This is a genomic window from Novosphingobium sp. ST904 (assembly GCF_001298105.1).
Classification (GTDB): Bacteria; Pseudomonadota; Alphaproteobacteria; order Sphingomonadales; family Sphingomonadaceae; genus Novosphingobium.
This window is the reverse complement of sequence record NZ_LGJH01000150.1, coordinates 65,190-89,829: the sequence shown is the minus strand read 5'-3', so window position 1 is coordinate 89,829 and position 24,640 is coordinate 65,190. Positions and strand designations below refer to the sequence as shown.

Annotated in this window: 31 protein-coding genes, 1 tRNA gene and 5 pseudogenes; 22 read left to right on the top strand and 15 right to left on the bottom strand. The window is 64.2% G+C overall.

Features of this window, described 5'->3' with window-relative positions; translation table 11 throughout:
• Positions 1-3: 3 nt before the first annotated feature.
• Positions 4-648 carry an ankyrin repeat domain-containing protein gene (locus ADT71_RS16335; RefSeq protein WP_082370398.1) on the bottom strand — a complete coding sequence of 215 codons (645 nt, stop codon included), beginning with the start codon at positions 646-648 and terminating at the stop codon, positions 4-6.
• Positions 649-763: 115 nt separating this feature from the next.
• On the opposite strand from ADT71_RS16335, the gene ADT71_RS16330 reads away from it, so the two are divergent.
• The 6 genes from ADT71_RS16330 to ADT71_RS16305 are packed head-to-tail and all read left to right on the top strand — an operon-like array spanning position 764 to position 4,727.
• Positions 764-1,363, top strand: a complete 600-nt coding sequence (locus ADT71_RS16330; protein WP_054438537.1) for an SCO family protein — start codon at positions 764-766, stop codon at positions 1,361-1,363.
• Complete coding sequence (locus ADT71_RS16325; protein WP_054438510.1) at positions 1,351-1,857, top strand: YcgN family cysteine cluster protein; 507 nt, start codon at positions 1,351-1,353, stop codon at positions 1,855-1,857. The genes ADT71_RS16330 and ADT71_RS16325 overlap by 13 nt, the downstream gene beginning before the upstream one ends.
• A gap of 4 nt (positions 1,858-1,861) precedes the next feature.
• The gene (locus tag ADT71_RS16320; RefSeq protein WP_054438507.1) at positions 1,862-2,587 is read left to right on the top strand and encodes a M48 family metallopeptidase; all 726 of its coding nucleotides are present in this window, start codon (positions 1,862-1,864) and stop codon (positions 2,585-2,587) included.
• Between the two features lie 33 nt (positions 2,588-2,620).
• Complete coding sequence (locus tag ADT71_RS16315; protein ID WP_054438506.1) at positions 2,621-3,124, top strand: hypothetical protein; 504 nt, start codon at positions 2,621-2,623, stop codon at positions 3,122-3,124.
• Positions 3,121-4,107, top strand: a complete 987-nt coding sequence (ribD, locus tag ADT71_RS16310; protein ID WP_054438504.1) for a bifunctional diaminohydroxyphosphoribosylaminopyrimidine deaminase/5-amino-6-(5-phosphoribosylamino)uracil reductase RibD — start codon at positions 3,121-3,123, stop codon at positions 4,105-4,107. Before ADT71_RS16315 ends, ribD begins: the two co-directional genes overlap by 4 nt.
• A 2-nt stretch (positions 4,108-4,109) precedes the next feature.
• Positions 4,110-4,727 (top strand): riboflavin synthase, encoded by a 618-nt coding sequence (locus ADT71_RS16305; RefSeq protein ID WP_054438501.1) that lies wholly within the window; start codon positions 4,110-4,112, stop codon positions 4,725-4,727.
• Between the two features lie 193 nt (positions 4,728-4,920).
• Here ADT71_RS16305 and ADT71_RS16300 read toward each other — a convergent pair whose 3' ends face one another.
• The 3 genes and pseudogenes from ADT71_RS16300 to ADT71_RS16290 all read right to left on the bottom strand — a co-directional run bounded on the left by ADT71_RS16300 (position 4,921) and on the right by ADT71_RS16290 (position 7,707).
• Positions 4,921-5,460, bottom strand: a complete 540-nt coding sequence (locus ADT71_RS16300; RefSeq protein ID WP_054438499.1) for a GNAT family N-acetyltransferase — start codon at positions 5,458-5,460, stop codon at positions 4,921-4,923.
• A 2-nt stretch (positions 5,461-5,462) separates the two neighbouring features.
• Positions 5,463-6,640, bottom strand: a pseudogene (locus ADT71_RS16295) (aromatic amino acid transaminase).
• A 239-nt stretch (positions 6,641-6,879) separates the two neighbouring features.
• Positions 6,880-7,707 carry a DUF1134 domain-containing protein gene (locus ADT71_RS16290; protein ID WP_054438497.1) on the bottom strand — a complete coding sequence of 276 codons (828 nt, stop codon included), beginning with the start codon at positions 7,705-7,707 and terminating at the stop codon, positions 6,880-6,882.
• 257 nt (positions 7,708-7,964) lie between these two features.
• Between ADT71_RS16290 and ADT71_RS16285 the strand changes: the two genes are divergently transcribed.
• Together ADT71_RS16285 and ADT71_RS33805 are read left to right on the top strand one after the other, a co-directional pair.
• Positions 7,965-8,056: transfer RNA gene (locus ADT71_RS16285), tRNA-Ser, on the top strand.
• 45 nt (positions 8,057-8,101) lie between these two features.
• Entirely contained in the window at positions 8,102-8,449 is a 348-nt protein-coding gene (locus tag ADT71_RS33805) for a hypothetical protein (RefSeq protein WP_054438495.1), read from the top strand.
• A gap of 183 nt (positions 8,450-8,632) precedes the next feature.
• On the opposite strand, the pseudogene ADT71_RS33800 reads toward ADT71_RS33805, so the two are convergent.
• The 4 genes and pseudogenes from ADT71_RS33800 to ADT71_RS16260 all read right to left on the bottom strand — a co-directional run.
• Positions 8,633-9,676 (bottom strand): annotated as a pseudogene (locus tag ADT71_RS33800) (recombinase family protein); the annotation flags it as partial.
• Positions 9,673-9,900: a MarR family transcriptional regulator gene (locus ADT71_RS33795; RefSeq protein ID WP_231635937.1), complete on the bottom strand. Its 228-nt coding sequence runs from the start codon at positions 9,898-9,900 to the stop codon at positions 9,673-9,675. The pseudogene ADT71_RS33800 and the gene ADT71_RS33795, both read right to left, overlap by 4 nt.
• A 179-nt stretch (positions 9,901-10,079) precedes the next feature.
• On the bottom strand, positions 10,080-10,394 hold the full coding sequence (locus ADT71_RS16265; protein WP_054438491.1) for a hypothetical protein: 315 nt from the start codon (positions 10,392-10,394) through the stop codon (positions 10,080-10,082).
• A gap of 195 nt (positions 10,395-10,589) precedes the next feature.
• The gene (locus ADT71_RS16260) at positions 10,590-10,904 is read right to left on the bottom strand and encodes a helix-turn-helix domain-containing protein (RefSeq protein ID WP_255351655.1); all 315 of its coding nucleotides are present in this window, start codon (positions 10,902-10,904) and stop codon (positions 10,590-10,592) included.
• A gap of 184 nt (positions 10,905-11,088) precedes the next feature.
• Between ADT71_RS16260 and ADT71_RS16255 the strand changes: the two genes are divergently transcribed.
• From ADT71_RS16255 to ADT71_RS16240, 4 genes are all read left to right on the top strand, one after another.
• A complete protein-coding gene (locus ADT71_RS16255) occupies positions 11,089-11,781 on the top strand; it encodes a DsbA family oxidoreductase (RefSeq protein WP_054438487.1) in 693 nt (230 codons plus the stop codon).
• Positions 11,768-12,253 carry a DoxX family protein gene (locus tag ADT71_RS16250; RefSeq protein ID WP_231635935.1) on the top strand — a complete coding sequence of 162 codons (486 nt, stop codon included), beginning with the start codon at positions 11,768-11,770 and terminating at the stop codon, positions 12,251-12,253. The genes ADT71_RS16255 and ADT71_RS16250 overlap by 14 nt, the downstream gene beginning before the upstream one ends.
• An 18-nt stretch (positions 12,254-12,271) precedes the next feature.
• The gene (locus ADT71_RS16245; RefSeq protein WP_054438483.1) at positions 12,272-13,309 is read left to right on the top strand and encodes an LLM class flavin-dependent oxidoreductase; all 1,038 of its coding nucleotides are present in this window, start codon (positions 12,272-12,274) and stop codon (positions 13,307-13,309) included.
• A 73-nt stretch (positions 13,310-13,382) separates the two neighbouring features.
• Positions 13,383-13,790, top strand: a complete 408-nt coding sequence (locus tag ADT71_RS16240; protein WP_054438481.1) for an ester cyclase — start codon at positions 13,383-13,385, stop codon at positions 13,788-13,790.
• Between the two features lie 37 nt (positions 13,791-13,827).
• On the opposite strand, the gene ADT71_RS16235 is transcribed toward ADT71_RS16240, so the two are convergent.
• The 4 genes and pseudogenes from ADT71_RS16235 to ADT71_RS35800 form a co-directional block, all read right to left on the bottom strand.
• Positions 13,828-14,529, bottom strand: coding sequence for an SDR family NAD(P)-dependent oxidoreductase (locus ADT71_RS16235; RefSeq protein WP_369818280.1), 702 nt, complete (start codon positions 14,527-14,529; stop codon positions 13,828-13,830).
• A gap of 94 nt (positions 14,530-14,623) precedes the next feature.
• Positions 14,624-15,505: an aldo/keto reductase family oxidoreductase gene (locus ADT71_RS16230; RefSeq protein ID WP_054438479.1), complete on the bottom strand. Its 882-nt coding sequence runs from the start codon at positions 15,503-15,505 to the stop codon at positions 14,624-14,626.
• A 93-nt stretch (positions 15,506-15,598) separates the two neighbouring features.
• Entirely contained in the window at positions 15,599-16,132 is a 534-nt protein-coding gene (locus ADT71_RS32230; RefSeq protein WP_255351653.1) for a zinc-binding dehydrogenase, read from the bottom strand.
• Positions 16,133-16,320: 188 nt separating this feature from the next.
• Positions 16,321-16,440 (bottom strand): annotated as a pseudogene (locus tag ADT71_RS35800) (NADP-dependent oxidoreductase); the annotation flags it as partial.
• Between ADT71_RS35800 and ADT71_RS35795 the strand changes: the two are divergent.
• The 5 genes from ADT71_RS35795 to ADT71_RS16205 all read left to right on the top strand — a co-directional run bounded on the left by ADT71_RS35795 (position 16,393) and on the right by ADT71_RS16205 (position 19,002).
• Positions 16,393-16,515 (top strand): hypothetical protein, encoded by a 123-nt coding sequence (locus ADT71_RS35795; protein WP_369818279.1) that lies wholly within the window; start codon positions 16,393-16,395, stop codon positions 16,513-16,515. The pseudogene ADT71_RS35800 and the gene ADT71_RS35795 sit on opposite strands and share 48 nt — an antisense overlap.
• A gap of 124 nt (positions 16,516-16,639) precedes the next feature.
• Positions 16,640-17,149, top strand: a complete 510-nt coding sequence (locus ADT71_RS16220) for a PadR family transcriptional regulator (protein WP_054438477.1) — start codon at positions 16,640-16,642, stop codon at positions 17,147-17,149.
• Positions 17,150-17,436: 287 nt separating this feature from the next.
• Positions 17,437-18,012 carry an NADPH-dependent FMN reductase gene (locus tag ADT71_RS16215; RefSeq protein ID WP_197283046.1) on the top strand — a complete coding sequence of 192 codons (576 nt, stop codon included), beginning with the start codon at positions 17,437-17,439 and terminating at the stop codon, positions 18,010-18,012.
• The gene (locus tag ADT71_RS16210) at positions 18,009-18,656 is read left to right on the top strand and encodes a TetR/AcrR family transcriptional regulator (RefSeq protein WP_054438475.1); all 648 of its coding nucleotides are present in this window, start codon (positions 18,009-18,011) and stop codon (positions 18,654-18,656) included. The genes ADT71_RS16215 and ADT71_RS16210 overlap by 4 nt, the downstream gene beginning before the upstream one ends.
• Positions 18,649-19,002 (top strand): DoxX family protein, encoded by a 354-nt coding sequence (locus tag ADT71_RS16205; protein ID WP_054438474.1) that lies wholly within the window; start codon positions 18,649-18,651, stop codon positions 19,000-19,002. Before ADT71_RS16210 ends, ADT71_RS16205 begins: the two co-directional genes overlap by 8 nt.
• Positions 19,003-19,031: 29 nt before the next feature.
• Here the strand turns inward: ADT71_RS16205 and ADT71_RS16200 are convergent, their stop codons facing one another.
• A complete protein-coding gene (locus tag ADT71_RS16200; RefSeq protein WP_231635933.1) occupies positions 19,032-19,595 on the bottom strand; it encodes a helix-turn-helix domain-containing protein in 564 nt (187 codons plus the stop codon).
• Between ADT71_RS16200 and ADT71_RS32220 the strand changes: the two genes are divergently transcribed.
• The 5 genes and pseudogenes from ADT71_RS32220 (at position 19,594) to ADT71_RS16180 (ending at position 23,143) form a co-directional block, all read left to right on the top strand.
• Positions 19,594-19,821: a hypothetical protein gene (locus tag ADT71_RS32220; RefSeq protein WP_197283045.1), complete on the top strand. Its 228-nt coding sequence runs from the start codon at positions 19,594-19,596 to the stop codon at positions 19,819-19,821. The two genes, ADT71_RS16200 and ADT71_RS32220, sit on opposite strands and share 2 nt — an antisense overlap.
• Positions 19,806-20,510, top strand: a complete 705-nt coding sequence (locus ADT71_RS16195; RefSeq protein WP_369818284.1) for an NAD(P)H-binding protein — start codon at positions 19,806-19,808, stop codon at positions 20,508-20,510. Before ADT71_RS32220 ends, ADT71_RS16195 begins: the two co-directional genes overlap by 16 nt.
• A gap of 120 nt (positions 20,511-20,630) precedes the next feature.
• Positions 20,631-21,769: pseudogene (locus tag ADT71_RS16190) on the top strand (alkene reductase).
• An 84-nt stretch (positions 21,770-21,853) separates the two neighbouring features.
• Positions 21,854-22,099, top strand: a complete 246-nt coding sequence (locus ADT71_RS16185) for a hypothetical protein (RefSeq protein ID WP_054438472.1) — start codon at positions 21,854-21,856, stop codon at positions 22,097-22,099.
• Positions 22,100-22,183: 84 nt separating this feature from the next.
• Positions 22,184-23,143 carry a LysR family transcriptional regulator gene (locus ADT71_RS16180; RefSeq protein ID WP_231635932.1) on the top strand — a complete coding sequence of 320 codons (960 nt, stop codon included), beginning with the start codon at positions 22,184-22,186 and terminating at the stop codon, positions 23,141-23,143.
• A gap of 163 nt (positions 23,144-23,306) precedes the next feature.
• Here the strand turns inward: ADT71_RS16180 and ADT71_RS16175 are convergent, their stop codons facing one another.
• Together ADT71_RS16175 and ADT71_RS16170 are read right to left on the bottom strand one after the other, a co-directional pair.
• A complete protein-coding gene (locus ADT71_RS16175) occupies positions 23,307-23,534 on the bottom strand; it encodes a DUF2274 domain-containing protein (protein ID WP_054438469.1) in 228 nt (75 codons plus the stop codon).
• Between the two features lie 2 nt (positions 23,535-23,536).
• Positions 23,537-24,635: pseudogene (locus tag ADT71_RS16170) on the bottom strand (TrbI/VirB10 family protein).
• Positions 24,636-24,640: the final 5 nt, after the last annotated feature.

The following is a 24,640-nucleotide window of genomic DNA, read 5'->3' as shown; positions in this document are numbered from 1 at the left end:
TGCTCAGAAGCTCGGACCGTAGACCGCCTTGGCCTTTCCGGTGTTCTTCTTGGCATATTCCTCGAGCAGCGAGACCAGCGAGCTGCCGCGGGCCTCCTGCCCGGCATAGTCGCGCGCGCTGCGGCCCGAATTGTCCGCCCGGCTGGGATCGGCGCCCGCTTCGAGCAGCGACTTGACCATGTCGGTGTCCTTGCGGTGAACCGCGAAGATCAGCGGGGTTTCGCCGGCATCGTTCGACGTGTCGGCCACGGCCTTCTTGTCGAGCAGGAGCGCCACGCCCTCGCGCCAGCCGAGGCTGACCGCAACGGCCAGCGGCGTGCGGCCGCGATCGTCCGAGGCGTTGACGTTGGCGCCCTTGTCGATGAGATAGCTGAGCCAGGTGATGTCGCGGCGGCCCGTCACGATCAGCAGCGCGGTTTCGCCGGTGGTCACGTCCTTGGCGTTGACGATCTGGCCGTTCGCCATGAGCGCCTGCTCCACCTTCTCGCCTTCCTTCTTCTTTACCGATTCGAGGAACTTGTACCCGTCGGAAAAGTCGGCATGGGCGGGGGAAGCGAACATCAGGCCTGCCGCCATCGCCGCGACGACGATCCTGACCGGCCCCGTCTTCAGGATCCTGCGCGAAAGCTGCGACACGTTCCCGGACATGGTCTTAGGCACCTTCATTACCTCCAGATAAACAGGGCGACCGTGAAAACCGGCCTTCCCTTCCGGCATCGCACCCTTGCATGGCGGGCTCTAGCAGAGCATGAAGCGGCGCGCCATGACATACCTGTTCCGCCGGATTGCACCGATCGCACTTGCCCTTTCCATGGGCATGTCCCTTGCCGCGTGCCAGCAGGCCGCAACCGAGGCGCCGCCGCTCGAAGGCGCGCAGATCGGCGGCCCCTTCACGCTGAGCGACAAGGACGGCAAGGCCGTGACCTGGGATACCTTCAAGGGCAAGTGGCGCATCGTCTACTTCGGCTACACGTTCTGCCCGGATGCCTGCCCGATGGACGTGCAGGCGATGATGCGCGGCTTCACCCTCTTCGAAAAGGCCCATGCCGCGCAGGCCGCCGGGGTGCAGCCGATCTTCATCACCATCGACCCCGAACGCGACACCCGCGAGATCGTCGGCCAGTGGACCGCCGCCTTCGGCCCGCGCCTCTACGGCCTCACCGGCACGCCCGCGCAAGTCAGGCAGGCGGCCGATGCCTTCGCGGTCTACTACAAGAAGGGCGAAGCCACGCCGGGCGGCTACCTGATGGACCACAGCCGCATCGCCTACCTCATGGACCCGGATGGCAAGCCGATCGCCATGCTGCCGGTGGACAAGGGGCCTGAGGCCGTGTCCGCCGAACTGGCCAAGTGGGTGAAGTGAGCGGCACCCGGCCCTTCTGGGAACGTCCGATCGAGACGCTCAACCGAGAGGAGTGGGAAGCGCTCTGCGACGGTTGCGGCCAGTGCTGCCTGCACAAGGTGGAGGACGCCGATACCGGCGAAATCTACCACACCAACGTCGCGTGCAAGCTGCTGAACCTCAAGACGGCGCAGTGCAGCGACTATTCCCGGCGCCACAAGTTCGTGCCGGACTGCATGAAGCTGACCCCGCAGACGGCGGGCAACCTTGCATGGCTGCCGCCAAGCTGCGCCTACCGCCTGCGCGCCGACGGGGAACCGCTGCCCGAATGGCACTACCTCGTCTGCGGCGATCGCGACGCGGTTCACGCAGCCGGCATCTCGGTGGCGGGCAAGGTCATCAGCGAAACGGTGGCCGGGCCGCTCGAAAACCACATCGTCTGGCCCTATGGCGACGAGGAGGACGGGGACGAGTATCTCGAACCCGAAGGCCCCGCGCCCTGGGAAACCGACTGAACCCGTGCTGGACTGGCTGCGCCGAGACCCTCGCGAGGAACCGGTGATCGAGATCGCCGGGCGGCAGGTTCCGGTGGTGATCCGCAGGCTCGCCCAGGCGAGGCGGATGACCATGCGCCTGGCGCCTGACGGCAGCGAGATCCGTATCTCGATCCCCCGCTGGACCCCCTCGGAAGATGCGCTGGAATTCGCGCGCTCCAAGCAGTCCTGGCTGGCGATCCAGATCGAGGCGCTGCCTCAGGCCGGCCCCCTCGGCAACGGCGCCGCGCTCGATTTCCGGGGGCACTGCTTCACGATCCGCCATGACCCCGCCCTGCCCCGCCGCCCGGTGCCCGACGATGGCGAACTGCTCGTCGGCGGCCCGGACACTTCGCTGGCCGCGCGCCTGAAGCGCTGGCTGGAAAGCGAGGCGCGGGACGTGCTCTCGGTCGATCTTGCCGAATATTGCCACCGCGCCGACCAGCCGACCCCGCCGCTCTCGCTGTCGAGCGCCCGGCGGCGCTGGGGAAGCTGCGCGACGGACGGGTCGATTCGCATCAACTGGCGGCTCATCATGGCTCCCGATGCCGTCCGCCGCTCCGTGGTCGCGCACGAGGTCGCGCACCTTGTCCACTTCGATCACTCGCCCGCATTTCATGATTTTCTGGGACGAATCTTCGAGGGCAGCGTGCCTTCGGCCAATCGCTGGCTCCGGGAAAACGGCAGGTCGCTCTATGTGCCGTTCGGGTAGCGTTCCGCCCCGTTAGGCACTACATAGCCGGGCATGGCTCTGTTCAATCGTTCCGGATACTGGAAGCACGTCAGCCCTACCGGCATGGTCGCGGATTTCCGCGCCGTGTGGAAGGAAGCAGGACAAAACCGCTGGCGCATCGCCGCGGTTTCCGCCGCTTGCACGTTCTCGGTCTTCTATCTCATGTCCACGCAGGAAGCACGCGGGCCGCATCCGCCGCCGAAAGTGACCTATATCTCGGTCCTGCCGGCGCATCGCACCGATGCCCAGATCATGGCCTCCAACGTCGAGAACCAGAAGCGCAAGGAAGCCTGGGCCGCCGAGCTTGCCCGGCGCGACAAGGACGTGCGCGAGATGTACAAGACCATCGGCCGCATGTCCGGGATGGACGTGGACAAGATCGCGCACGACGCCGAGGTCGAGGAAGCCGCGCGCAAGAAGGCCGAGCTTGAAGAGATCGGCGCGCCGCGCCTGCCCGAAGGGCGCTCGCTTCCGCAGATCGACCAGCAGCCCGCGCGGGAGCCCGCCGAACAGTGATCCAGGACGCGCGCTGGCTCGCCGCCGCCGCCTCTCTCTCCGCGCGTGCACGGCCCGCGAGCCGCCCCAATCCGGGCGTCGGCGCGATCCTCGTCAAGGAGGGCAAGGTCATCGCGCGGGGCTGGACCCAGCCCGGCGGCCGCCCCCATGCCGAGGCGGTGGCGCTCGCCGCCGCAGGCCACGCCGCCCGCGGGGCGACGCTCTACGTCACGCTGGAACCTTGCGCGCACGAATCCGCGCGCGGCCCCGCCTGCGCCGATCTCGTCAGCGCCTCCGGCGTCGCGCGGGTGGTGATCGGGTGCATGGACCCCGATCCGCGCACCTCCGGCTCCGGCCTTGCGCGCATCCTGCGCGCCGGGATCGCGGCACGCCACCTGCCCTCGCCCGCCTGCGAACGGAGCCTTTCGGGCTATCTGCTCTCGAAGCGGCTCGGCCGCCCGGAAGTCACACTCAAACTGGCGCTGTCGCTGGACGGGTGCATCGCCCTTGCCGGCGGCGAAAGCCAGTGGATCACCGGCCCCCAGGCCCGCGCCCACACCCACGCCATGCGCGCCAGGGCCGATGCCATCCTCGTGGGCGGAGCGACCTTGCGGGTAGATCGCCCCCGGCTCGACGTGCGCCTCCCCGGCCTCGAGACACGCAGTCCCCGGCGCTGGGTTCTCACCCGCGGCGCGGTGCCGGAAGGCTGGAACGCACTGCCCTCGCCCGAGGCGATCTTCGCCATGGAAGGCACCCAGCACCTCTTCGTCGAAGGCGGCGCGGGCGCGGCCTCCTCGTTCCTGCGCGCCGGGCTGGTCGACCGCCTGCTGATCTACCGCGCGCCGATCCTCGTCGGCGGCCGCCCCGCGCTTGCAGACTTCGGCCTGCTGCGCCTTGCCGATGTGCATGGCCAATGGCGGCTCGCCGAGCGGCGACAGCTTGGCAGCGACACGCTCGAAGTCTACGAGACCGCAAAATCATCTGAGCAGCCGCTCGAAAGGTAGCCATGTTCACCGGAATCGTCACCGCCGTCGGCCAGATCCGCGAAGCCCGCCAGACCGGCGACCTGCGCGCGGTCATCACCTGCCCCTTCGACCCCGCCGGCATCGCCATGGGCGCGTCGATCGCCTGTTCGGGCGTGTGCCTGACAGTGGTGGACAAGGGCGGCGTGGCGGGAGACGCCTGGTTCGCGGTAGACATCTCGGCCGAATCGGTATCGCGCACGGTGGACGGCCGCTGGGCGCAAGGCACGCAGCTCAATCTCGAACCGGCGCTCAAGCTGGGCGACGAACTGGGCGGCCACATCGTCACCGGCCATGTCGACGGCGTTGGCACCGTGGTCAGCGTAACCCCCGAAGGCGATTCCAAGCGCTTCGTGATCGCGGCCCCCGCCGAACTGGCGCCCTATCTCGCCCCCAAGGGCTCGATCACGGTGGACGGCGTCTCGCTGACCGTGAACGACGTGGCCGACCAGAGCGACGGCAGCTGCCACTTCATGCTGAACATCATCCCGCACACCTCGGAAGTCACCACCATCGGCGCGCTCAAGGCCGGTAACGGGGTGAACCTCGAAATCGACGTGCTGGCGCGGTATCTGCAGCGGATGCAGTCGCTTCGCGGGTAAGGGATTGAAGAGTAAAGGCAGGGGAGCATAGCCCCCCCTGCACCCCCGGTACCGTCCAGGTCACGCGGACCAACCGCGAAGCGCGCCCATGGCTGCGCCGGGAGACTTGTTGACTGCGCCGCAAGGCGCGCGGGACATATAGGCTGGGTACAACGAAGACGTTTCGAGGGTCTGGGGGATCATCCCCCAGAACTTATCCCTTGTTCTTCAAAGGCCCCGCCGCGAAACTCTCGCGCGTGATCTCGTAGATCACATGGACACCCACCACACCGCAGGTCTCGCGCTCGAATGAGCGGTCGGTCAGCCGCCCTCCGATATGCTCCATGGCCTTGCGTGAGATCAGATTTTCCGCGCCGACCTTGAAGATCACCCGCTCGAAATGCGCCAGCGCGTGCTCCAGCATCAGGCGCTTCATTTCGGCGTTGAGGCCGCTGCCCCAGTGGGCGCGGGCGAGGAACGACCAGCCGATCTCGATTTCGCCCGCTTCGGGCACGCCATAGCGGCTGGAGCCGATCACGGCGCCGCTCTCTTTGCCGATGATGGCGAAAGCGCCGCCGCCATCCAGTGCGTCGGCAAAGAACTGGCGGAACACCGGTTCCTGCCAGCGATCGTGGGCGGGGTGAACCGCCCAGATCTCGCGGTCCGATCCGGCCGCGTAGAGCGCGTCCCAGTCATCCGCGCGAAGGGGACGCAGGACCAGCCGGTCCCCTTCGAGGACCGGCTGTCTGTTCATGATCAGGCGGTCACGTCCGCAACGGCGGCGATGAACTTGTCGATGTTGCCCATCGTCAGGCCCGCCACGTTGATGCGGCCGGAACCGGCCATGTAGACGCCGTGCTTGGTGCGCATGGCAAGGACCTGGTCCTTGTTCAGCGGCACGATCGAGAACAGGCCGTTCTGGCCGCCCATCGGCGTCAGGTCGCCGACCCGGCGGTGCCGGCCTCGGCCAGCTTGGCGCGCACTTCGCGCATGCGGTCGCGCATCTCGTCCAGCTCGGCGAGCCAGTCTGCGGTCAGCGTCTCGTCTTCGAGGACGAGGCGGACAGCGGCGCCGCCGTGGTCTGGCGGCTGCGACCAGTTGGCGCGGGCAAGGTTGTGGCCGTTCGACATGACCTTGGTAAGGTCGGCCGGATCGCCAACCATCGCGTAGAGCGCGCCCACGCGGTCACGGTAGAGACCGAAGTTCTTGTCGCACGAATAGCAGATCAGCGCTTCCGGCACGGCAGCGAGCACGCGGCGCAGGCCATAGGCGTCTTCTTCCATGCCCTTGCCCAGGCCCTGATAGGCGAGGTCGAGGATGGGGAGGATCTTCGAAGCGGCGATCAGGCCGGCAATCTCGTCCCACTGCTCGTTGCTGTAGTCGATGCCGGTGGGGTTGTGGCAGCAGCCGTGCAGCAGGATGGCGTCGCCTGCCTGGGCATTGGCGATGGCGCCGCGCAGCGCGTCCATGTCGGTGGTGCCCGAAGCGAGCGCGTGGTTGAATTCAACGACTTCAAGGCCGAGGTCGGCGCAGATCTGGGCGTGGTTGGGCCAGCTGGGAACGCCGACGATGATGCGGTTGTAGCCGGCGCGCTTCACCATGGCGAGCGCGAGGCGCAGCGAGCCGGTGCCGCCGGGGGTCTGCATGCCTTCGATGCGGCCGCCCATCGAGGGGTCGGCCTTGCCGAAGACGTAGGGCATCAGCGCTTCGACGAAGCCCATGTCGCCCTCGGGGCCGAGGTAGGCTTTCGAATCCTGCTCCGCGACGAGTTTGGCCTCCGCGGCCTTGATCGAGCGGAACACAGGCGTGTCGCCCTCACCGGTGCGGTAGACGCCGACACCAAGGTCGATCTTGTCCGCGCGCGGATCGTCGTTGTGGAGCTTGATCAGCGCAAGAAGCGCGTCGGCGGGCTGTTGCTGAAGGTTCGTAAGCATGGCGCGCGGGGCCTTAGACCGGGCAGGGAAAGCGCGCAATGGCAGATCGACAGGGAATTGCCGGGATGCCGGAATTTATCGCGCCGCGCAGTCCCGGAAAGCCTGTACCGCGAAATTTTGTGCAACTTGCCGGAAAGGCGCGCAGCAGGGAAAATCGCATTCCCGACAGGCTCTTGAAACGGGTTCGCGCGCTCGTCCGGCCCCGGTGGACTCGGGGGACGGACGAGCGACGACGCAGGCTAGAACGGCATCCAGCTCTGCTTGTGCGTGAACTTCATGTAGCCGATGTTCGCACCCAGACGCAGGCCCGCACCGGCCCGCACCGGGATCAGCACCACGTCGCCGCGACGCAGGTAGCTGACGGTGAAGCCGCCCACGAGATAGGCCTGCCCCTCGCCCGCGCCGAACCGGTGATAGAGGTCTTCGGTGTCGTTGAGGTTGTAGACCAGCACGAAGGCGTTGCCCGCATTCGCCCCGGCATCGAAGCCGATCGAAGGCCCGGTCCAGTAGACCGGCTGTTCGCCCTCGATCTTGTGGTAGAGCGTGCCGGAGCCGTAGCGCAGGCCCACGGCGATGGCGCCGCCGCCTTCACGGCCGACGATATAGCCATTGGGCTCGCCCTGCTTCTTGAGCAGGTCCTCGATCACGCCGGCCAGGCCCTTGGCGCCCTTGCCGAACACGCCCTCGGCCGCGCCGATCAGATCGTCCTCGTGATAGGTGGTGCTCTGGGCCGGCGGCGCCTGCATGGGCGCGGGGCTGCCGTTCCAGGTCGAACCGTTGCCGGACGAATCGACCGGCGTGCCGTTGCCGGGATAGGCCGGCTGGGCCTGCGCGGTCTGGGCAGGGCTGGATACCGGCGGCTGATAGCTGGTTCCGGCATTGTTGCCGCTGTTGATGTCCGCGTCGATCGCCGCATCCGGATCGACGGTGGTCACTTGTGCCACGGCCGACGTCATCGGCGCGACGAGCACGAGCAGGGGCACGAGCAGGGCCGCGGCCGCTCCGCCCAGCTTGCTCGACAAGCGAACCGGCGCCCCCCTGGCGGCGATTTGCATGGTGACTGGCATTTTCTGGCCCTCCAATGGCGATCCCGAAATCAAAAAGGCAGGCGCCCCCGCTGGGCGCACTACGGCATGTCACTAGAGAATCCAGTGCGCCTGACCCCGCAATGAACGGTCGACAGGGCGACTCGGTTTTGCGGCGGGCCGAACCCGCAGGAAACCTCGCATCTGCCCACAAGCGTTTCGAAAAAGCGAAAAACCTGCATTAGCCCCCCTTGCCGCCCCCGATACCCCTCGCTATAGGGCGCGCCTAGGCCGCATCCGGAGACGTGGGTGAGTGGCTGAAACCAGCGGTTTGCTAAACCGTCGTACCCTTAAGGGGGTACCGAGGGTTCGAATCCCTCCGTCTCCGCCATTTCAGACCGCCTCTGGGCACGCCAATTGCCGCCGATTGCCGCCCTTGGCCGGCAACAAGCGTCTTCAGCAGCTCCGTTTTCGATCCCATGATGCGAATTGCGTCGTCCGCGACCTCAACGCGCTGCGCCAAGGCGCGCAGGTGATCCCGCCGATAGCCGCCCTCATGGCCGCGAATGCGCTCCCGCGCGCGGTGTGCAAATCCTTCGATCATTGCGGGGCTGAGGGCACTGTGGCCGGGGCTTTCGAGCATTGCCTGTGCCCGGTCGGCGTCGGCACGGGCTTGATCGCGGATGACCTTGAGGCCGGCTATTCGCTCCTTGAGCGCCGGGTCGTCCAGATCGGCGACGCCGGCCTCAATGGCATCATAGAGCCGCTTGAGGCGCGATTCTGATTCGGTGGCCTGCCGCTGCAAAGAGGCGATGTGTTCGCGTCGGCGCTCGGCCTGATCCTCGCGGCGGCCGAGGATGCTGCCAAGCAGCGTCTCCAGACGGGCGGGATCGAGCAAGCGGTCTTCGATATGATTTACTACCATATTATCGAGCTTGTCCATGGGGATCGCGCGGCCCTTGCAGCCGGTCTCGCCCTGCCGCGCCTTGATAGAGCAGGCATAGTAGCGGTAGCGCCCGCCCTTGCCGGTGCGGATGGTCATGGCGCCCCCGCAATTGCCGCAATAGCAGATGCCGGTCAGCAGGGTCGGTCCGATCACCACGCGGGCGGGCAATTCGGTCTTGGGGTTGCGAGCCTGCAAAAGAGACTGAACGGCGTCGAAGGTCTCCCGCTCGATGATGGCGGGCACCGGAACGATGACGATTTCACCGGGAGCGCGCGGGTCATTGTGTTTGCTGCGCTTCCCCCACTCATGCTCGCCGATATAGGTGCGGCGGGTCAGGACGCGATGGACCTGGCCGATGCCCCACCGCCCGCCGTCGCGGGTGAAGATGCCCTTGGCGTTCAGATGCTTGACGATGGCCTTGACGCCCATCTGGCCGCTGTCGCCCTGACCTTCCAGAGCGAGCCGATAGATCAGACGGATCGTGTCAGCATGCAGCGGGTCGATTTCCAGCTTCTTCTTGGTCTTGGCCCCGCGCTGCTCTGCGGCGGCGATCCGGTAGCCGATCGGTGGCAATGCGCCATTCCAGAAGCCCTGCCGTGCATTCTCCTTCAGGGCGCGCGTGACGTGCTTGCCGTTCTCCTTCGACTGATATTCGTCGAAGAGCGACATGATCCGCCGCATCATGTCGTGGATCGGATCGTCCCCCAGCTCTTGCGTGATGGAGATGAGCCGCACGTCGTTCTTGGCGAGCTTGCGATAGTAATATTCCATGTCGAAAGCGTCGCGGAAAAAGCGCGAGAAGCTGTGGACCAGCACCACGTCGAACGGCGCGGGCTTCGACGTGCCCGCCTCGATCATCCGCTGGAACTCCGGGCGGCGGTCGTTGGTAGCCGTGTTACCCGGCTCCACGAAGATTTCGACGAGCTGATAGCCGCGCGTCGCGCACCAGGCTTCGCCCTGCTTGCGCTGGTCGGGGATCGACACGTCATGTTCGGCCTGCCGTGCGGTCGAGACGCGCAGGTAAAGGGCAGCCCGCAGAGCGACGTTGGGGGATTGTGCGTTCATTTGCGGGTTCCTTTCTTGGGGCGTTCTATCAGGGGCAGGACCAGTTCCACGCGGTCATGAATCACCTTGGGAACCAGCTTGAGACCCTTGCCCTTCTCCATGCGGACAAGGCCGAAGCTCTCCATCTTCTTGAGAGTGCGCGAGACATTGGGTGTCGCGCGGCCGGTGATCTGCGCCAGTTCTTCCAATGAGCCGGGTTCCTGCTCATGGATGACGCGCAGCAATTCGCGATTGCCTGCCGAAAGAAGCCGAGCGAACGACTCCGTAGATGCAAACCAGACGGTCGATCGCCGGGTGCAGGTTTTTCCTCGCCACGCGCGATCCGCATGGTGCGGGCCTTCATTTCCTCCGGGTCGGCGATCCCGACTTTCAGCGTCGTCATGGCATGTCCCGATGCTACAAATCAGGGTATATCCTTATCATCACGAGATAATATCTTCAAGCCCTCCGGCAGATCGAGCGAACCGAACATCTCGTCGAAAACATCGGCAAACCAGCGCTCGAACACCTGAATCTCGGCCTCGGTGATCGGCACTTCCTCGGGCCAGTCGTCGATGACGGGCAGTTTTTCCACGTCGAAGACATGAGGCGGGCTGCCGCGCGGCGGGCTGATGCGCGGCGCGGGATCGTCGTCATAGTCGTAGAGGTCGTCGGGGAGCGTTCCAGGAACCGGCTGGCGTGGGCGGCCCCTCCTCGCGCTACGGCGTGCTGCGCACATGAAATCCTCCGTGTTTCGCTGGTGTCTTCCGGGGCGGCTAAGGCTCACGGAATTAGGCGAAGCATGGAGGGGGATCGGCGGCTTGTAGCGTGCCGTGTTCGCGTCTGTGCGCTGACGGCACCCCCTAACGACAGTGCAATCAAATATCCGGGTTTGGCGCCGCATTCGTCTGTTTACTCAAAACACAAAGCGCACTTAGATTTGCCTGCCCTCAGAACTTTCATATCGAGCGCGCGCCTCGGCGACCTGACTCTTGTAAAGAGCAGCCCATTCGACCAGTCCGAGGACGGGCTTTAGCAACGAGCGTCCAAGGTCAGTCAACGCATAGTCGACACGCGGTGGAATGGTTGGCGTGACGCAACGGGTAATCAACCCATCTTTCTCCAGATTACGAAGCGTCAGCGTCAGCATTCGCTGAGAGATTCCGTCGATCGTCCGCTTCAACTCGTTGAAACGCATGGTACGGGCTGAGAGATAGACGACGATCAGCACGCTCCACTTGTCTCCCACGCGGCTGAGAAGATCGCGCGTGAAGCCGGAACAGTCGACCCCGGGCAAGACAACAGGTCGGTTATCGGCAGACGGTAACATCAATGTGCCTTCTTGTTCGATTTTTCCAGTTACTGATATAGTGTGAGTTACTCTTCGGTACCACATAAATTCATCCTGACCAGGGTTTGAGGAGATTACGCCTATGTCAGCGCTCATTGTAGAAATCTGGTCAGATGTGGTCTGCCCCTGGTGCTGGATCGGACTCACCCGGTTCGAGAAGGCTTTGGAGCGCTTTGCCCATCACGCTCAGGTCGAGACAAAACACCATTCCTATCGATTAATGCCCGGGCAACCGCCGCTCCCGGTGGCCGAGATGGTCAGGCGTAAGATGGGCGGCGGTCCGGCCGAAGCCGCACGCATGTTCGCTCATGTGGAAGCAACCGCCGCGGCCGACGGCCTCACCTATCACCTTGCCGACAGCGTTACCGGTGACACGCTCGACGCCCATCGCCTCATCAAGCTCGGCTCCTCCGAAGGGCTTGGAATCGCGATGTTGAAGCGTTTGTATCGCGCATATCTGACCGAGCAAATGTCGGTGTTCGACCATGACATACTGCTGCACTTGGCCGCTGAGACGGGGCTGGACCCCGCGCGTGCGCAAAAGGTTCTGAATGGGGATGAATTCCACGCGGAGATCGAGGCCGACCAACGCGCATTAAACGCGCTCGGTGGCAACGGGGTGCCCTTCTTCCTCATCGGTGGCAAATACGCGATTTCTGGTGCGCAGCCTGTGGCGGCCTTCGCTCAGGCGCTTGATCGCGCATGGGCCGAACGCCCCCTCCAGCCCTTGATCGTCGCGGAAGGCCCCGTCTGCGGCCTTGATGGCTGCCCCTGATCCGATCCTTCATCAATCTGAACTCTCAAGAGAGAAACCAATGATCGACAATCGCACAGCGCCTTACGCGCTTCTTATTCTCCGCATCACCCTTGGCGTGCTGTTCCTGGCCCATGGCGGCATGAAACTGTTCGTGTTCACGCCTGCCGGCACGGCACAATTCTTCATCAGTCTCGGGCTGCCAGGCCTGCTCGCCCATGTGACGATCGCGGCGGAGATCATTGGAGGCATCGCCCTGATCGTCGGATTCATGCCGAGATGGGCGGCGCTTGCGCTGATACCCTTCCTTCTGGGCGCGATATTTACTGTCCATGGACCGGCGGGCTTTTTCTTCACGAATGCGAACGGCGGCTGGGAATATCTCGCGCTGTGGATCGTGGCGCAGGTCGTCATCGTGCTCTCCGGCGATGGCGCATATGCCGTCAAGTCGAGCTGGATGCCCCTACGACCGCTATCGCGCGTTGAAGCCTGACAACGGGGCGCACTGCAAATGGAAATCGGTCTCTACACCTTTGCCGATATCGGTATCGGTGGCAAAGGAGTGAGTGCGGCGCAACGCATTCCCGAAATCATTGAAGAAGCCGCACTGGCCGACGAGGTCGGGTTGCATGTCTTCGGTCTTGGTGAGCATCACCGTGACGGGTTTGGAACACCGGCGCCTGCGGTGGTTCTCGCGGCTATCGCTGCGCGCACCCATCGCATCCGGTTGACCAGCGCGGTGACGGTCCTCAGCTCGGATGATCCTGTCCGTGTATTCGAGCAGTTCGCTGCGCTGGATCTCGTCTCGCAGGGACGGGCCGAGATCATGGCCGGGCGCGGTGCGCTGCTCGATTCCTTCCATCTTTTCGGCCATGATCTCACCGAATACGAGGCCTTGTTCGAGGAGAAGCTCGATCTCCTCTTGCGCTTGCGCGGCAACGATCCCGTCACATGGTCGGGCCGCTTTCGGCCGCCGCTGCACGATGCGTTGATCGTGCCTCGACCGGTGCAGAACCCCCTGCCAATCTGGCGCGCGGTCGGAGGCAGTCCGGATTCGGCGGTGGGAGCGGCCAAGGCAGGCGTTCCGATGGCGCTCGCTATGTTAGGAGGCCGAGTTTCGCAATTCGCGCCGCTGTTCGATCTCTACCGCCGTGCACTGTCTCACTATGGAGGGCAGCCGAAGCCCACAGCAATTACCATGCATGGTTTCGTCGCGCGAACCCGCCAGCAGGCGGCGGACACGTATTTCCCTGCCGACGCCGCCCTGTTCAACTGGATCGGGGCCGAGCGCGGCATGCCGCCGATGACGCGCGCCGACTTCGACGAGAAGATTCATCCCGATGGCGCCTATCTCGTCGGCTCGCCCGAGGAGGTCGCGGAGAAGATCATCCGCATGCGCAACCTGTTCGGTCATCAGCGGACGCTTGTTCAGATGGCAGTGGGCACGATGTCACATCGCGATCTGATGCAGGCGATCGAGTTGCTGGGAACCCGTGTCCTGCCCCTGGTCCGACAGGAGATTCCCGAGACGGCGACCATCGGCGCCTGAGACTGGCCGACGTATCCACGAAGGTTTTCAACCAGGGCCATAGCGTTCTGATCAAATTGCATCGGGGACTTCAATGAGTTCTAGCGCCAACGAAGCCAAATCTGTCGCCCGCGCCTTTTACGAAAGCTACAATGATCGTGACCTCGTCGCATCGTTCGAGACGTATGTCGGGCGGGATCTGGTCAACCACGCCTATGGTGGCACAACCGATCGAGCGGGCTGGCTGGAATGGGATCTCGGTCTCTTTGCGGCTTTTGAGGATTTCTCCTGCACGGTTCTCGACCAGATTGCGGAAGGCGACAAGGTCGCCACCCGCTGGACTCTCGGCGGCACGCAGACAGGTATGTTCTCAGGCGTGGAGCCAAAAAGCAATCGAGCGTTTCTGACTGGCACGGCCATTGACCGCATCAAGGATGGCAAGATCGTCGAGCATTGGGTTGATCTCGACTATTCAGGCTTCCTTGACGCGCTGCGCGCCTGACTGCCGGCATGGGGTGGAGACCGAATGCCGGCCCGGATCAGACCTGCCGCATGCCTCCGTCGACGAAGAGTTCGATGCCGTTGATATAGGCGGCGTCCTGCGAGGCGAGATAGAGGGTCGCGGCGGCGACGTCCTGCGGCTGCGCGACGCGGCCGAGCGGAATGGCCTGATGCAGATGCGCGAGGACCGCTTCTCCCTGCTCCCGGACATAGTCCTGGAAGGCATCCGTATCGACAGGGCCTGGACTGACGACATTCACCCGGATGGCGCGGTCCTTCAGGTCAAGTATCCAGCTCCGCGCGAAGCTGCGCACGGCCGCCTTGGCCGCGCTGTAGACGCTCATCCCCGCAACGCCGCTGGAGCCCTGGGTCGATCCCAGGAGGACAATGGAGGCGCCGTCCACAAGGTGGGGCAACGCGTTCTGGACCGTGAACAGCAACCCCTTCACGTTGACGTCGAACTCCCGGTCGAACTGCTCTTCCGTTATCGAGCCGAGAGCGGCTGTCGCGCTGCCGCCGGCATTGGCGACGAGGATATCGAGCTTGCCGTGGCGTGCAACGGCTTCGAAAAGGGTGTCGAGATCGCCGAGCCTGGATGCGTCGGAGACGATCGGCACCACGCTGTCGCCGAGTTCGGAAGCCGCCGCCCGAAGCGGCGCCTCCCTGCGTCCGGTGATGAAGCCTTCGCCCCTTCGGCGACGAAGCGCGCGGCGATGGCCTTGCCGATGCCGGCGCGCCACCGGTCACGAGGGCGGTCTTTCCAGTGAAGCGTTCTGTCACAGGCGGTTCCTTTTTTACTTTTCCGGATTTCTTGCGTGACGAATGTGGATGCCTCTACTGACCCGCGCTCCCGGTGATGCCGTTCAGTTCGTCTATCACGTCCGACGGCAAAACCAGTTCCGCGGCGGCGAGGTTCTCGTTCAGGTGATCGACGCTCGACGTGCCGGCGATCACCAGAATGTTTGGCGCGCGCGCCAGCAGCCATGCCAGCGCCACCTGCCGGCCGGAAGAGCCGAGCTTCGTTGCGATGGCGGCAAGCGTCTCCGACTGGATCGGTGAGAACCCTCCGAGAGGGAAGAAGGGTACATAGGCGATCTGCGATTTCGCCAGCGCGTCGATCAGCGCGTCGTCCGACCGCTGCACGATATTGTACTGGTTCTGCACGCAGACGACTGGCGCGATGCGCTGTGCCTCGGCAACCTGCGAGGCCGTGACATTGCTGAGCCCCAGATGGCGGATCAGGCCCTGCCGTTGAAGTTCGGCCAACGCCGTGAACCGTTCCTCGATCGAACCATCGGCAGGGGCCATTCCGCTGCCCTCGATGACACGGAGATTGACCACGTCTATGGCGTCCAGACCCAGATTGCGCAGATTGTCATGGACTGCCTGCGTCAGTTCCTCGGGCTTCTGGGCAGGAAGCCACGAGCCGTCGTCGCCGCGCTTCGCGCCGACCTTGGTGACGATGACCAGATCGTCGGGATAAGGATGCAGCGCCTCCCGAATGATCTGATTGGTGATGTGCGGCCCGTAGACGTCGCTCGTGTCGATATGATCGACACCGGCGGCGATGGCCGCGCGCAGGACGGCCACGGCTGCATCGCGATCCTTCGGGGGACCGAACACGCCGGGTCCGGCAAGCTGCATCGTGCCATAGCCCATCCGCTTGACCTGTCTGTCGCCGAGCGTGAACCGGCCCGCTTTGGAAATATCTGTCATCTGAAGTTCCTCTTGAGGTTTGATAGGCCGGCAATCGTTCACCGGCGAATGGAAGACTTCGTGGAGTGCGGCGATAGCCGCACCGGCGCCTGCTCAGTCTTGCGAGACGACGATCTTGCCGCGCGCCCTGCCGGATTTCTGGCGTTCCAGCGCGTCGTTGAACGCCTCGAACGGAACCGTGCGATCGAACACGACCTTCACACTGTCACGCACCACGGCATCCACGACTTCGCCCAGGCGCGGCGCGTAGGGGCCGACATAGATAATGGAGGCGATGACTCCGTGCGCCTTTGCAACGTCTTCTTCCGGCGGTGTCGTCGAAGACACCAGCCGTCCGCCTCGTTTGAGGACCGCATAGGATCGCGCCTGCGTCTCGCCGCCAACCAGGTCGAGCACCAGATCGACATCGGCAAACACCTCGGCGAAATCCTGGCTCTTGTAGTCCACGACGTCATCGGCCCCGAGCGAGCGCACCAGATCGACGCCATCGCCGGAGGCTGTGGCGAGGACGCGCGCGCCGGCCTTGTGCGCGAACTGCACGGCAAATATCCCGACGCGCCGGCGGCGGCATGAATGAGCACGGTTTCGCCGGCCTTGAGCTGCCCGACACTGAACAGGGCGTGCCACGCGGTGCTTCCGGCTGTCGGAATGGTGGCGCCCTCGGCCACCGAGAGCGATGCAGGCAGCGGAACGCAGAGTGCGGCGGGAACGGCGGCATATTCCGACAGGCCGCCGCCCGTCAGCGGATCGGCCCAGACGATCACGCCGTCGCCGGGCTTGAAACCGGTCACAGCCTCTCCGACGCGCTCGACCACGCCGGCGAAGTCGCTTCCAAGCGTATAAGGCAGAGTGATGGGGAAGAACCGGGTCGCGTAGCCGGAGATAAAATGGATATCGAGCGGATTGAGCGCCGCAGCCTGAATGCGGACGAGCACCTGTTCCGGCGCGATTTCGGGAACGGGCACCTCATCGAGGGTGAGGGGCTCGTTATGGGCATGAAGACGGACTGATTTCACGGATCGACCTTTTCAAATGATATGGTGGGCCACGCGCGACTGCGGAGAGTGGCTAGGAACCCTTGCCGCAGAATGCTATGCTAACGCATAATTACTCTCGCGCGAGCATTTTTGCAATATGTCCTCCATCCGCCTCTTCATCCTGTCATCCTTCGACGAGCTTGGTCCCATGCACGGACACAAGTTGCGACTCGAGGCTGACAGTAAGCGCGTTCCGCTCTGGACCGACATTTCTGTCGGCGCGGTCTACGGCGCGATGAAGCGGCTTGCGGCCGAAGGGCTGCTGCGCGAGGCCGGACAGGAGAAGCAGGGCAACCGTCCGACGCGCCAGTTTTATGAGATCACCGACGAGGGGCGGCAGGCTCTGGCCGAACTGCGCGAGCAGGGCTTGACGGAGATCTGGTTCAAGTATGATCCCTTCGATCTCGCCTTGACGAAGGCGAAGCCGACGGGCCTCGATGCGTTCACGGCACTGCTGTCGGACCGGCTGTCACGCCTGACGGCGCTTCTGGAAGAACGCCGGGACATGATCGCAAACACGATGCCTTATCTCGGCGTGGTCGAGGAATGGCGCTGCGCCACACCCTGCACCGGCTCGAATCCGAGGTCGCCTATCTCACCGATCTGATCGAGGCTGCTCCCGCCATCGTCGCGGACGAGAAGAACCCCCGTCCGCGCCAGGAGAAGGCTTTGCGTACGGTCCGCGCAGGTAAGAAGCAGCGTTGACGGCTGAAAGCGCACAGCAAGCCCAGAGAACATAGCGCGGGCAAGGCCGCCGAGCTGACGCCCCTTTCCAGCAGCCCTCAATCATCCGGGCGATCCCTTGCCAAAAAGGGTATGGTACGATACCATATTAAGATTGCAGATGTTGATCTGCCCAAACGGCAGGAGAGTCACCCATTGCTCAAACTTGGATTGATCGTCGGATCGACCCGCCCCAACCGCTTCGCGGAAAGGGCCGCCGCATGGCTTCTGGAAGGCGCTGCTGAGCGGGCCGATTTCGAGCTGGAGGTCCTTGATCTTCGGGATGCCGACTTGCCGTTTCTGGATGAATCCATTCCTCCGGCAATGCTCGGCGGCAACTATTCGAGCCCGAGGGCGAACGCATGGCGCCATCGCGTGGGCGCCTATGACGGGTACATCGCGACGGTCGCGGAGTACAATCACGGCCCCACTGCGGTCCTGAAGAACGCGTTCGACAGCGCCTTCCTCGAGTGGCAGCGCAAGCCGATCGGCTTTGCGGGTTATGGCAATGTCGGCGCGGCCCGCGCGATCGAGCAGCTTCGTGGCATCACCGTCGAACTTCAGATGGCGCCGATACGCCACGAGGTGAATATCGGGCTGGAGCCCTTCATCGCCGTCCTCAACAACGACAAGACGCTGAACGACTACGCGTATCTGATCCAGGCAAGAACGGCCCTCTTCGACAATCTCGTCTGGTGGGCATGCGCGCTCAAGACGGCCCGCAACAAGTTGCGGGTGGTTGCATGACGCGCGAGCATCATCTGACGGCGCGCGGCTCGGCGCGGCTGGAAGTCCTCACCGATACGGCCGCCGCCCTGTTTCTGGAGCGCGGCTATGAAGCCGTTTCCCTCGATGAACTCATCGCGCGCGCCGGCGGATCGCGCCGCAATATCTACAGTCACTTCGGCGGCAAGGAAGGGCTGTTCATCGAGGTCGTGACCCGGCTTTGCCGGGAAATCAGCGAACCGCTCGAAGCACTGGGAATCGGGGGCGATGACATCCGCACCGCCCTGATCCGCCACGGCCGCGCGTTGCTGCAAACAGTGCTTCAGCCTCGGACACTGGCGCTGCATCGCCTGATGATCGCCGAGGGCCAACGGTTTCCGGAACTGGCGCAGGCGGTCTGGCATGCCGGTCATGACAACGCGGCGCGCACGCTTGCCCCCTCGATCGAACGGTGGCGCGGCCATGCCGGCGTCACCAGTACCTTGCCATCCGACGTGCTGGCGGCGCAGTTCGTCGATCTCGTCGTCGGCGGCCCGCAACTGCGCGCGCTTGTCGGGCTCGAATCCTTACCCCTGCCTCCCTCGACGATGTCCCGTTACGTCGATGAGGGCGTCGAAACATTCTTATGCGGCATCCTTCCGCGGAAAGACCTCATCCATGCGTAAGTTGAACTGGAAGTCCCTGCTGGCATGGGCGCTCGCCGCCTTCTTTGTCGTCGGCGGCATCGGCAACATCTTCGTGTCGGCCGGGATCGCCGAAGACTATCGGCGTTGGGGCTATCCCGACTGGTTCCACTATGTCACCGGCATTCTGGAACTGACGACGGCTGCGTTGCTTGCCATTGGATCGACGCGCCTATGGGGCGCGCTCCTCGGTAGTGCAGTCATGCTGGCGGCGGCCGGAACGGTCCTTCTGCATGGTGAATACACCCACGCGATCGCCCCGATCATCGTGCTTCTGGCAACGCTGGCGGTCGGCTGGATCGCCTGGCGCACGTCGCGGACATCTTGAGCATGCGAGTCCTCAAAGACGTGACCTCGCTAGACAGTCTCCCATGCCGGGGAGAAGCCGGACGGCGCTTCCTTGTCCGCAGGCACCGCCACGGCATCGAACTTCTGTCGCGCAATGCGGATATCCCCGTGGCGCTCGTCCGCCCAGGCGATCAGAATGCCCAGCGGATCGAGCAGCGACACGCCCAGAGGCGCCAGCCGATATTCGACGCTCGGCGGTTTCGTGGGAAACACCTGGCGTTCGATCAGCCCATCCCGTTCGAGATCGCGCAACGTCTGCGTCAGCATCCGCTTCGAGATGTCGGGAACGGCTTTGCGCAGCGCGTTGAAGCGACGCGGCCCACCGACAAGGGCGATGATCAGAAGAGAACTCCATTTGTCGCCGATCCGGTCGAGGACATCGCGCACGGGACACTCCGGCGGATGCGTGCTCCACGCTTCAAGCGCCTGGAACGCTTCGATGATTTTCTGCCGCGCCGGCGACGAAGGTTCCCTGTTGCTTACCTTGTCCCTCAAACCTGCCTCCTTTTCATTACTGAGAAGGTCTCTATTATAGACTTGGAAACCAAATAAAACCATAGAGGCAGCGTTCATGGCGGAATCGAAGCAGCAGAAATTACTGGTGACGGGTGCTGGCGGCCAACTCGGTCGCCTCGTGGTGGGTCATCTGCTGCAAGGCGGGGCGAGCGGCGTGGTCGCCGGCACGCGCGATCCGGGCAAGCTCGCCGATCTGTGGGACTGGGGCGTTGAACTGCGCGAGGCGACTTCGACGATCCGGCGAGCCTCGAACGTGCCTTTGCCAGCATCGACCGCGTTCTGATCATTTCGGCCCCGGACACGCCCGACGATCCACCCCGGCGGCTGCGCCAGCACCTCGCCGCCGTCGAAGCCGCAGTGAAGGCCGGTGTCGGACGGATCGTCTACACGTCCATGCTGAACCCCGAGCCCGGCTCGCCGGTTCCTTTCGCGGTGGATCATTACGAGACCGAACAGGCGATCGAGAAGAGCGGCGTTCCTTTCACCGTCCTGCGCCCCTGCTGGTACACCGACGGCGTGTTCATGTGGCTGCCGCAGGCGTTGTCATCAGGGCAATGGGTGACGGCGGCGGGTGATGGCCGAACCTCCTATGTCTGGCGCGATGATCTTGCCGCGACCGCTGCCGCCGCTCTTCTGGAAGACACGACGGAAAGCCGACGCCTCGACGTGACCGGTCCCGAGGCACTGTCGCCGGCCGACATCGTCGTCATCGTCAACGAAATCTTCGACACGCCGATCAGGCTCGTTCCCCTCAGTGCAGCGGAACGGAAAGAGGGCCTGAAGGCGGCGGGCCTGCATGAGGTGATCGCCGAACTGGTCACATCCTTCGACGTCAACGCGCTTCAAGGCCGCCTCGATGTCGTCAGCGACACCGTAAGGCACCTGACCGGCAAGGAGCCACGCAGCCTGCATGAGTTTCTGGTCGGGAACCGTGACGCCCTGATCGCCGCCGCGCAGGCGTCCAGCCACTGACCCCCAACAGGTGCGTGACGGGCCGCGCCCCCTGCCTCCCCGTCCACCGTCAGGAGGAGTGACGGACGCGCCTGGCCGGACGGGCATCGCTTCGGCGGCGCTCGTCCGGCACTCATCATCATGTTCAACACAACGGAGTCCTATCATATGACAGAAAGCCAGTATCCCTCGTTGCTCTCGCCTCACAAACTGGGGTCGCTTGACCTGAAGAACCGCCTCGTGATGGCGCCGATGACCCGCAGCCGCGCGGTCGAGGGCAATGTCGCCAATCCGCTGGCGGCGACCTACTACGCGCAGCGTGCCACCGCCGGGCTGATCATATCGGAGGCCACCCAGGTCAGCCCGCAGGGCGTCGGCTATATCCGCACGCCGGGTATTCATTCGCCCGAGCAGGTCGAGGGCTGGCGCAAGGTGACGGAAGCGGTTCATGCCGCCGGCGGCCTGATCTTCGCACAGCTCTGGCATGTCGGGCGTGTCTCGCATCCCGAATTCCACGGCGGGGAACTGCCGGTCGCCCCGTCCGCGCTGAAGGGCGAAGGCGAAGTATACGTCTCTACAGGTCGTGTGCCGCTCGACACGCCGCGAGCCCTTGAGACTGATGAGATCCCCGGCATCGTCGAGCAGTTCCGGCAGGGCGCGATCAATGCGAAGGCGGCAGGGTTCGACGGCGTAGAGATCCATGGAAGCTCGGGCTATCTGCTCGACCAGTTTCTGCGCGACGGCTCGAACATCCGCACCGACCGCTACGGCGGCAGCATCGAGAACCGCGCGCGCTTTCCGCTGGAAGTGGCGGCAGCCGTGGTCGAGGTGCTGGGCGCGGAGCGGTCGGCTATCGTGTCGGTCCGAACCTGACGATCCACGGCATGAAGGATTCCGATCCAAAGGCGACCTTCTCCTATCTCGCCACCGAACTCGACAGACTGGGTCTCGTCTATCTCCATGTCGCAGAACCTGTCGCGGGACCCGCGGCCCTGCCACCGGAAATCGAGCGCAGTGTGCCCTATCTTCGCAAGGCGTTCTCGCGCAGCCTGATCGTCAATGGCGGCTACGATGCCGCGCTCGGAGACAAGGCCATCGCGTCCGGCGAGACCGATCTCGTCGCCTATGGCGTCCCGTTCCTCGCCAATCCGGACCTGCCGAAGCGGTTCAGGCAGGATGCCGCCCTCAACCCGCCGGACTTCGCGTCGTTTTATGCCACCGAGAACGGCGACGCAGCCGGATACATCGACTATCCGACTTTGGAAGAAGTGGAAGCATGACGAGCGGCGGGGACGATCGCTCTTGCTGATGGCATTGAACTTGTCGCATCCGCCGACAGGCTCACGATCGAGGCCTGGTCCGATGTGATCTGCCCGTGGCGCTGGATCGGGCTGACGCGGCTCTGGAACGTGCTCGGCATGTTCGAACACGCCGGTCAGGTGGTGATCGTCCATCACGCTTTCCGCCTGATGCCGGGGGTGGCGCCCCGGCTCGTCGAGGAGGTCATCGTCGTCAGGATGGGGATTGCCGCGGGCAATGCCCGGCGACGTTTCGGCAGGTCGAGCAGGTCGCAACCTCTGAAGGATTGCGCTACCGGCTTTCCATCGTGACTGCCTCTCACCAGCAATCATTCTTTCCATTCGGCCTGCCAGCAAATCGGTCCCTTGTGCCGACATTTCGGGATTGGGGGCGGCATGCGCAGAAAGAAAATGAAAAGCGCTTCTACCGACCGGTTGCTTGAACTGCGAGCCGGGCGCATTCCAATGGTGTCGCTGGTGCAAACGCTGGCTGTCGCCGAATATCTTAGCTTCCACCGCGCGGCCAAGGCGCTTGGCACCAGCCAATCGAGCGTCAGCGCGCGGATCAGGGCGCTCGAGGAAGAGCTTGGCATTGTCCTGTTCGACCGCAACACGCGCGGCGTTCGCCTGACCAAAGCCGGACACCGCTTCGTTGATCAGGTCGAGGATGCTATGAACATCCTCGATCACGCCATCAAGACGGCGGGCATGCAAGCGCGCGGCGAAGAAGGAGAACTGCGCGTCGGCGTCCATGCCCTGATCTCGGGGACATTTCTCGATCGGCTGCTGGAGCGATTCCACGCAGAATACCCGAATATCCGGCTCCACCTTGCCGAGGGCACGGCGCGCGAGGCACAGATCATGGTAAGGGAAAGCCAGCTCGATGTCGCTTTCATGGCGGGCGCCCACGAAATCCCTGACCTCAATTCCCGCGTGATCTGGCGCGACGCTCTAACCGTCGCCCTATCAGCCACACACCCTTTGGCGCAGCGGGAGAATGTCGATTGGGAACAACTCACGGACGAAACTTTCCTTGTCCGACACGGTGGAACAGGCCCTCAGGTTCACGATACGATCGTTCAGCGTTCGACGGGAAAATGGCCCGCTCCAACAATCCTGCGTCATGATGTCGGGCGTGAAGCGCTCCTGTCGATGATCGCTATCGGGCACGGCATCTCACTGTTTGCTCAGGAGAACGAGGTTGCGGCGTCGGCGAAAGTGGCCTTTCTACCGATCCGCGATGAGCCTGAAACCATTCCTTTCTCGGCAGTCTGGTCGCCGGGAAATCGCAATCCGGCGCTGACCAAACTGTTGAGCCTCGCAGCGGATGGGGGACCTTCACGAACGATCGCGTGATTCGCTCGGTGGCGATCACACCAGCGTTAGCATCTCGCTCGGGGCGGTACTTGCGACGACGCTGGCCGGCGTGATCTCACGCAGCCTGTTCGTGACGGTGATCGCAGGCGTCGTAGCGTTTCTGATTGCGCGAACGCTGTTGGTCTAGGCTGGCGCAAGGGTTCTATCCGCCCGTAGGACCAGTTGTGCGCCGCGCCTTGGCGAAGCCGCGATCCGTGGCGACGAATCGCTCCAGCATCGGCACGATCAGTCTTGCAGGCTCGATGGGCGCACCGCCATCGGCCAACAGAGCGCCATAGTCTATGAGGTCACGATGGAGCTGCGCGGGCAGTTCCACCGTCACCTTCACCCGCTTGTCGTCGGCCAGGGGACCGAGTTTCAGCTTCGCCATGGTCAGTTCCTGTAGGGTTCGAGGACTAAATCTCGCGTCACAATGACCCTGACCGGGAAGCCCGGGCGGATGGTCAGCGTCGGTGCGACCTGCAACTGGCGCTGGACGATCTGCTGCCCGGCCTGATTGATGGTGTCCTGCGCGCCATCGCGGATGGCGCGGATCAGCCGGTCCTCGTCATCGGTCGCCAGTTCCGTGCCGATGCCGAGCAGCGTGGAGAGGCCAGCGGCCTTCATCAGATCCCACCAGTGATAATCGACGCCATCCTCCAGACCGGCGTAACCGGAAGCGTCCGCGCCGGGCTGCGCTCCAGCACGATGGAGCGGCCATTGGGCAGGATCAGGCGGTTCCAGACGAGAAGGACGCGGCGCTGACCGAAGGTCACGCCGGCATCATATTGGCCGATGATGCGCGTCCCCTGCGGAATCAGGAGAAGCGCGCCGGTCGGGCTGTCATAGACGTTTTCCGTGACCTGCGCGGTGATCTGGCCCGGAAGGTCGGAACGAATGCCGGTAATCATGGCCGCCGGGATCACGCTCCGGCCTGAAGGATATAGGGGGATGCCGGAGCCATGATGCGGTCCAGGGCGACGGTCTGCCGGTCCACCGGGCCATTGAGGAAGGCCGTATGCCTGTCTTGTGTTGGAGGCTGACCGCCGACGCCAAGACCGGCAAGGCCGGGTAAATTGGAACCGGGTGGTGTTGCCGTTCTCTGCCCGGACTGGAAGAACACCGTGCTGAGACGTGCAGCTTCCTCTTCGGCGAGACGACGTTCCTCGGCAGGATCGCGGGTGGGTGTCGCCATTGAGGGCGGCGCGACGGGCTGGCCCCGGTTCTGCGCGTCGAGGATAGGCCCGCCGAGATCGCCGGGCAAGGCTGGCCCCAGGACGGGTCCGGTATAGTCGCGCGGCAGGCCGGACAGTCCGTCCGCTGTGGGGCGGTTCTCGGTCGAGTAAAGCTCTTCGCCGCTGCCGCTCATGTCACGGGTCTGGAGCGCATAGATCAGCGCCCCGCCTATGCCGAGAAGTGCGACGGCGCCGACGCCCGCCAGCATCTTGCGCGACAGGCGGGTGACGCGCGGCGGCTCAGTGCGCAGCCGCATCGGTG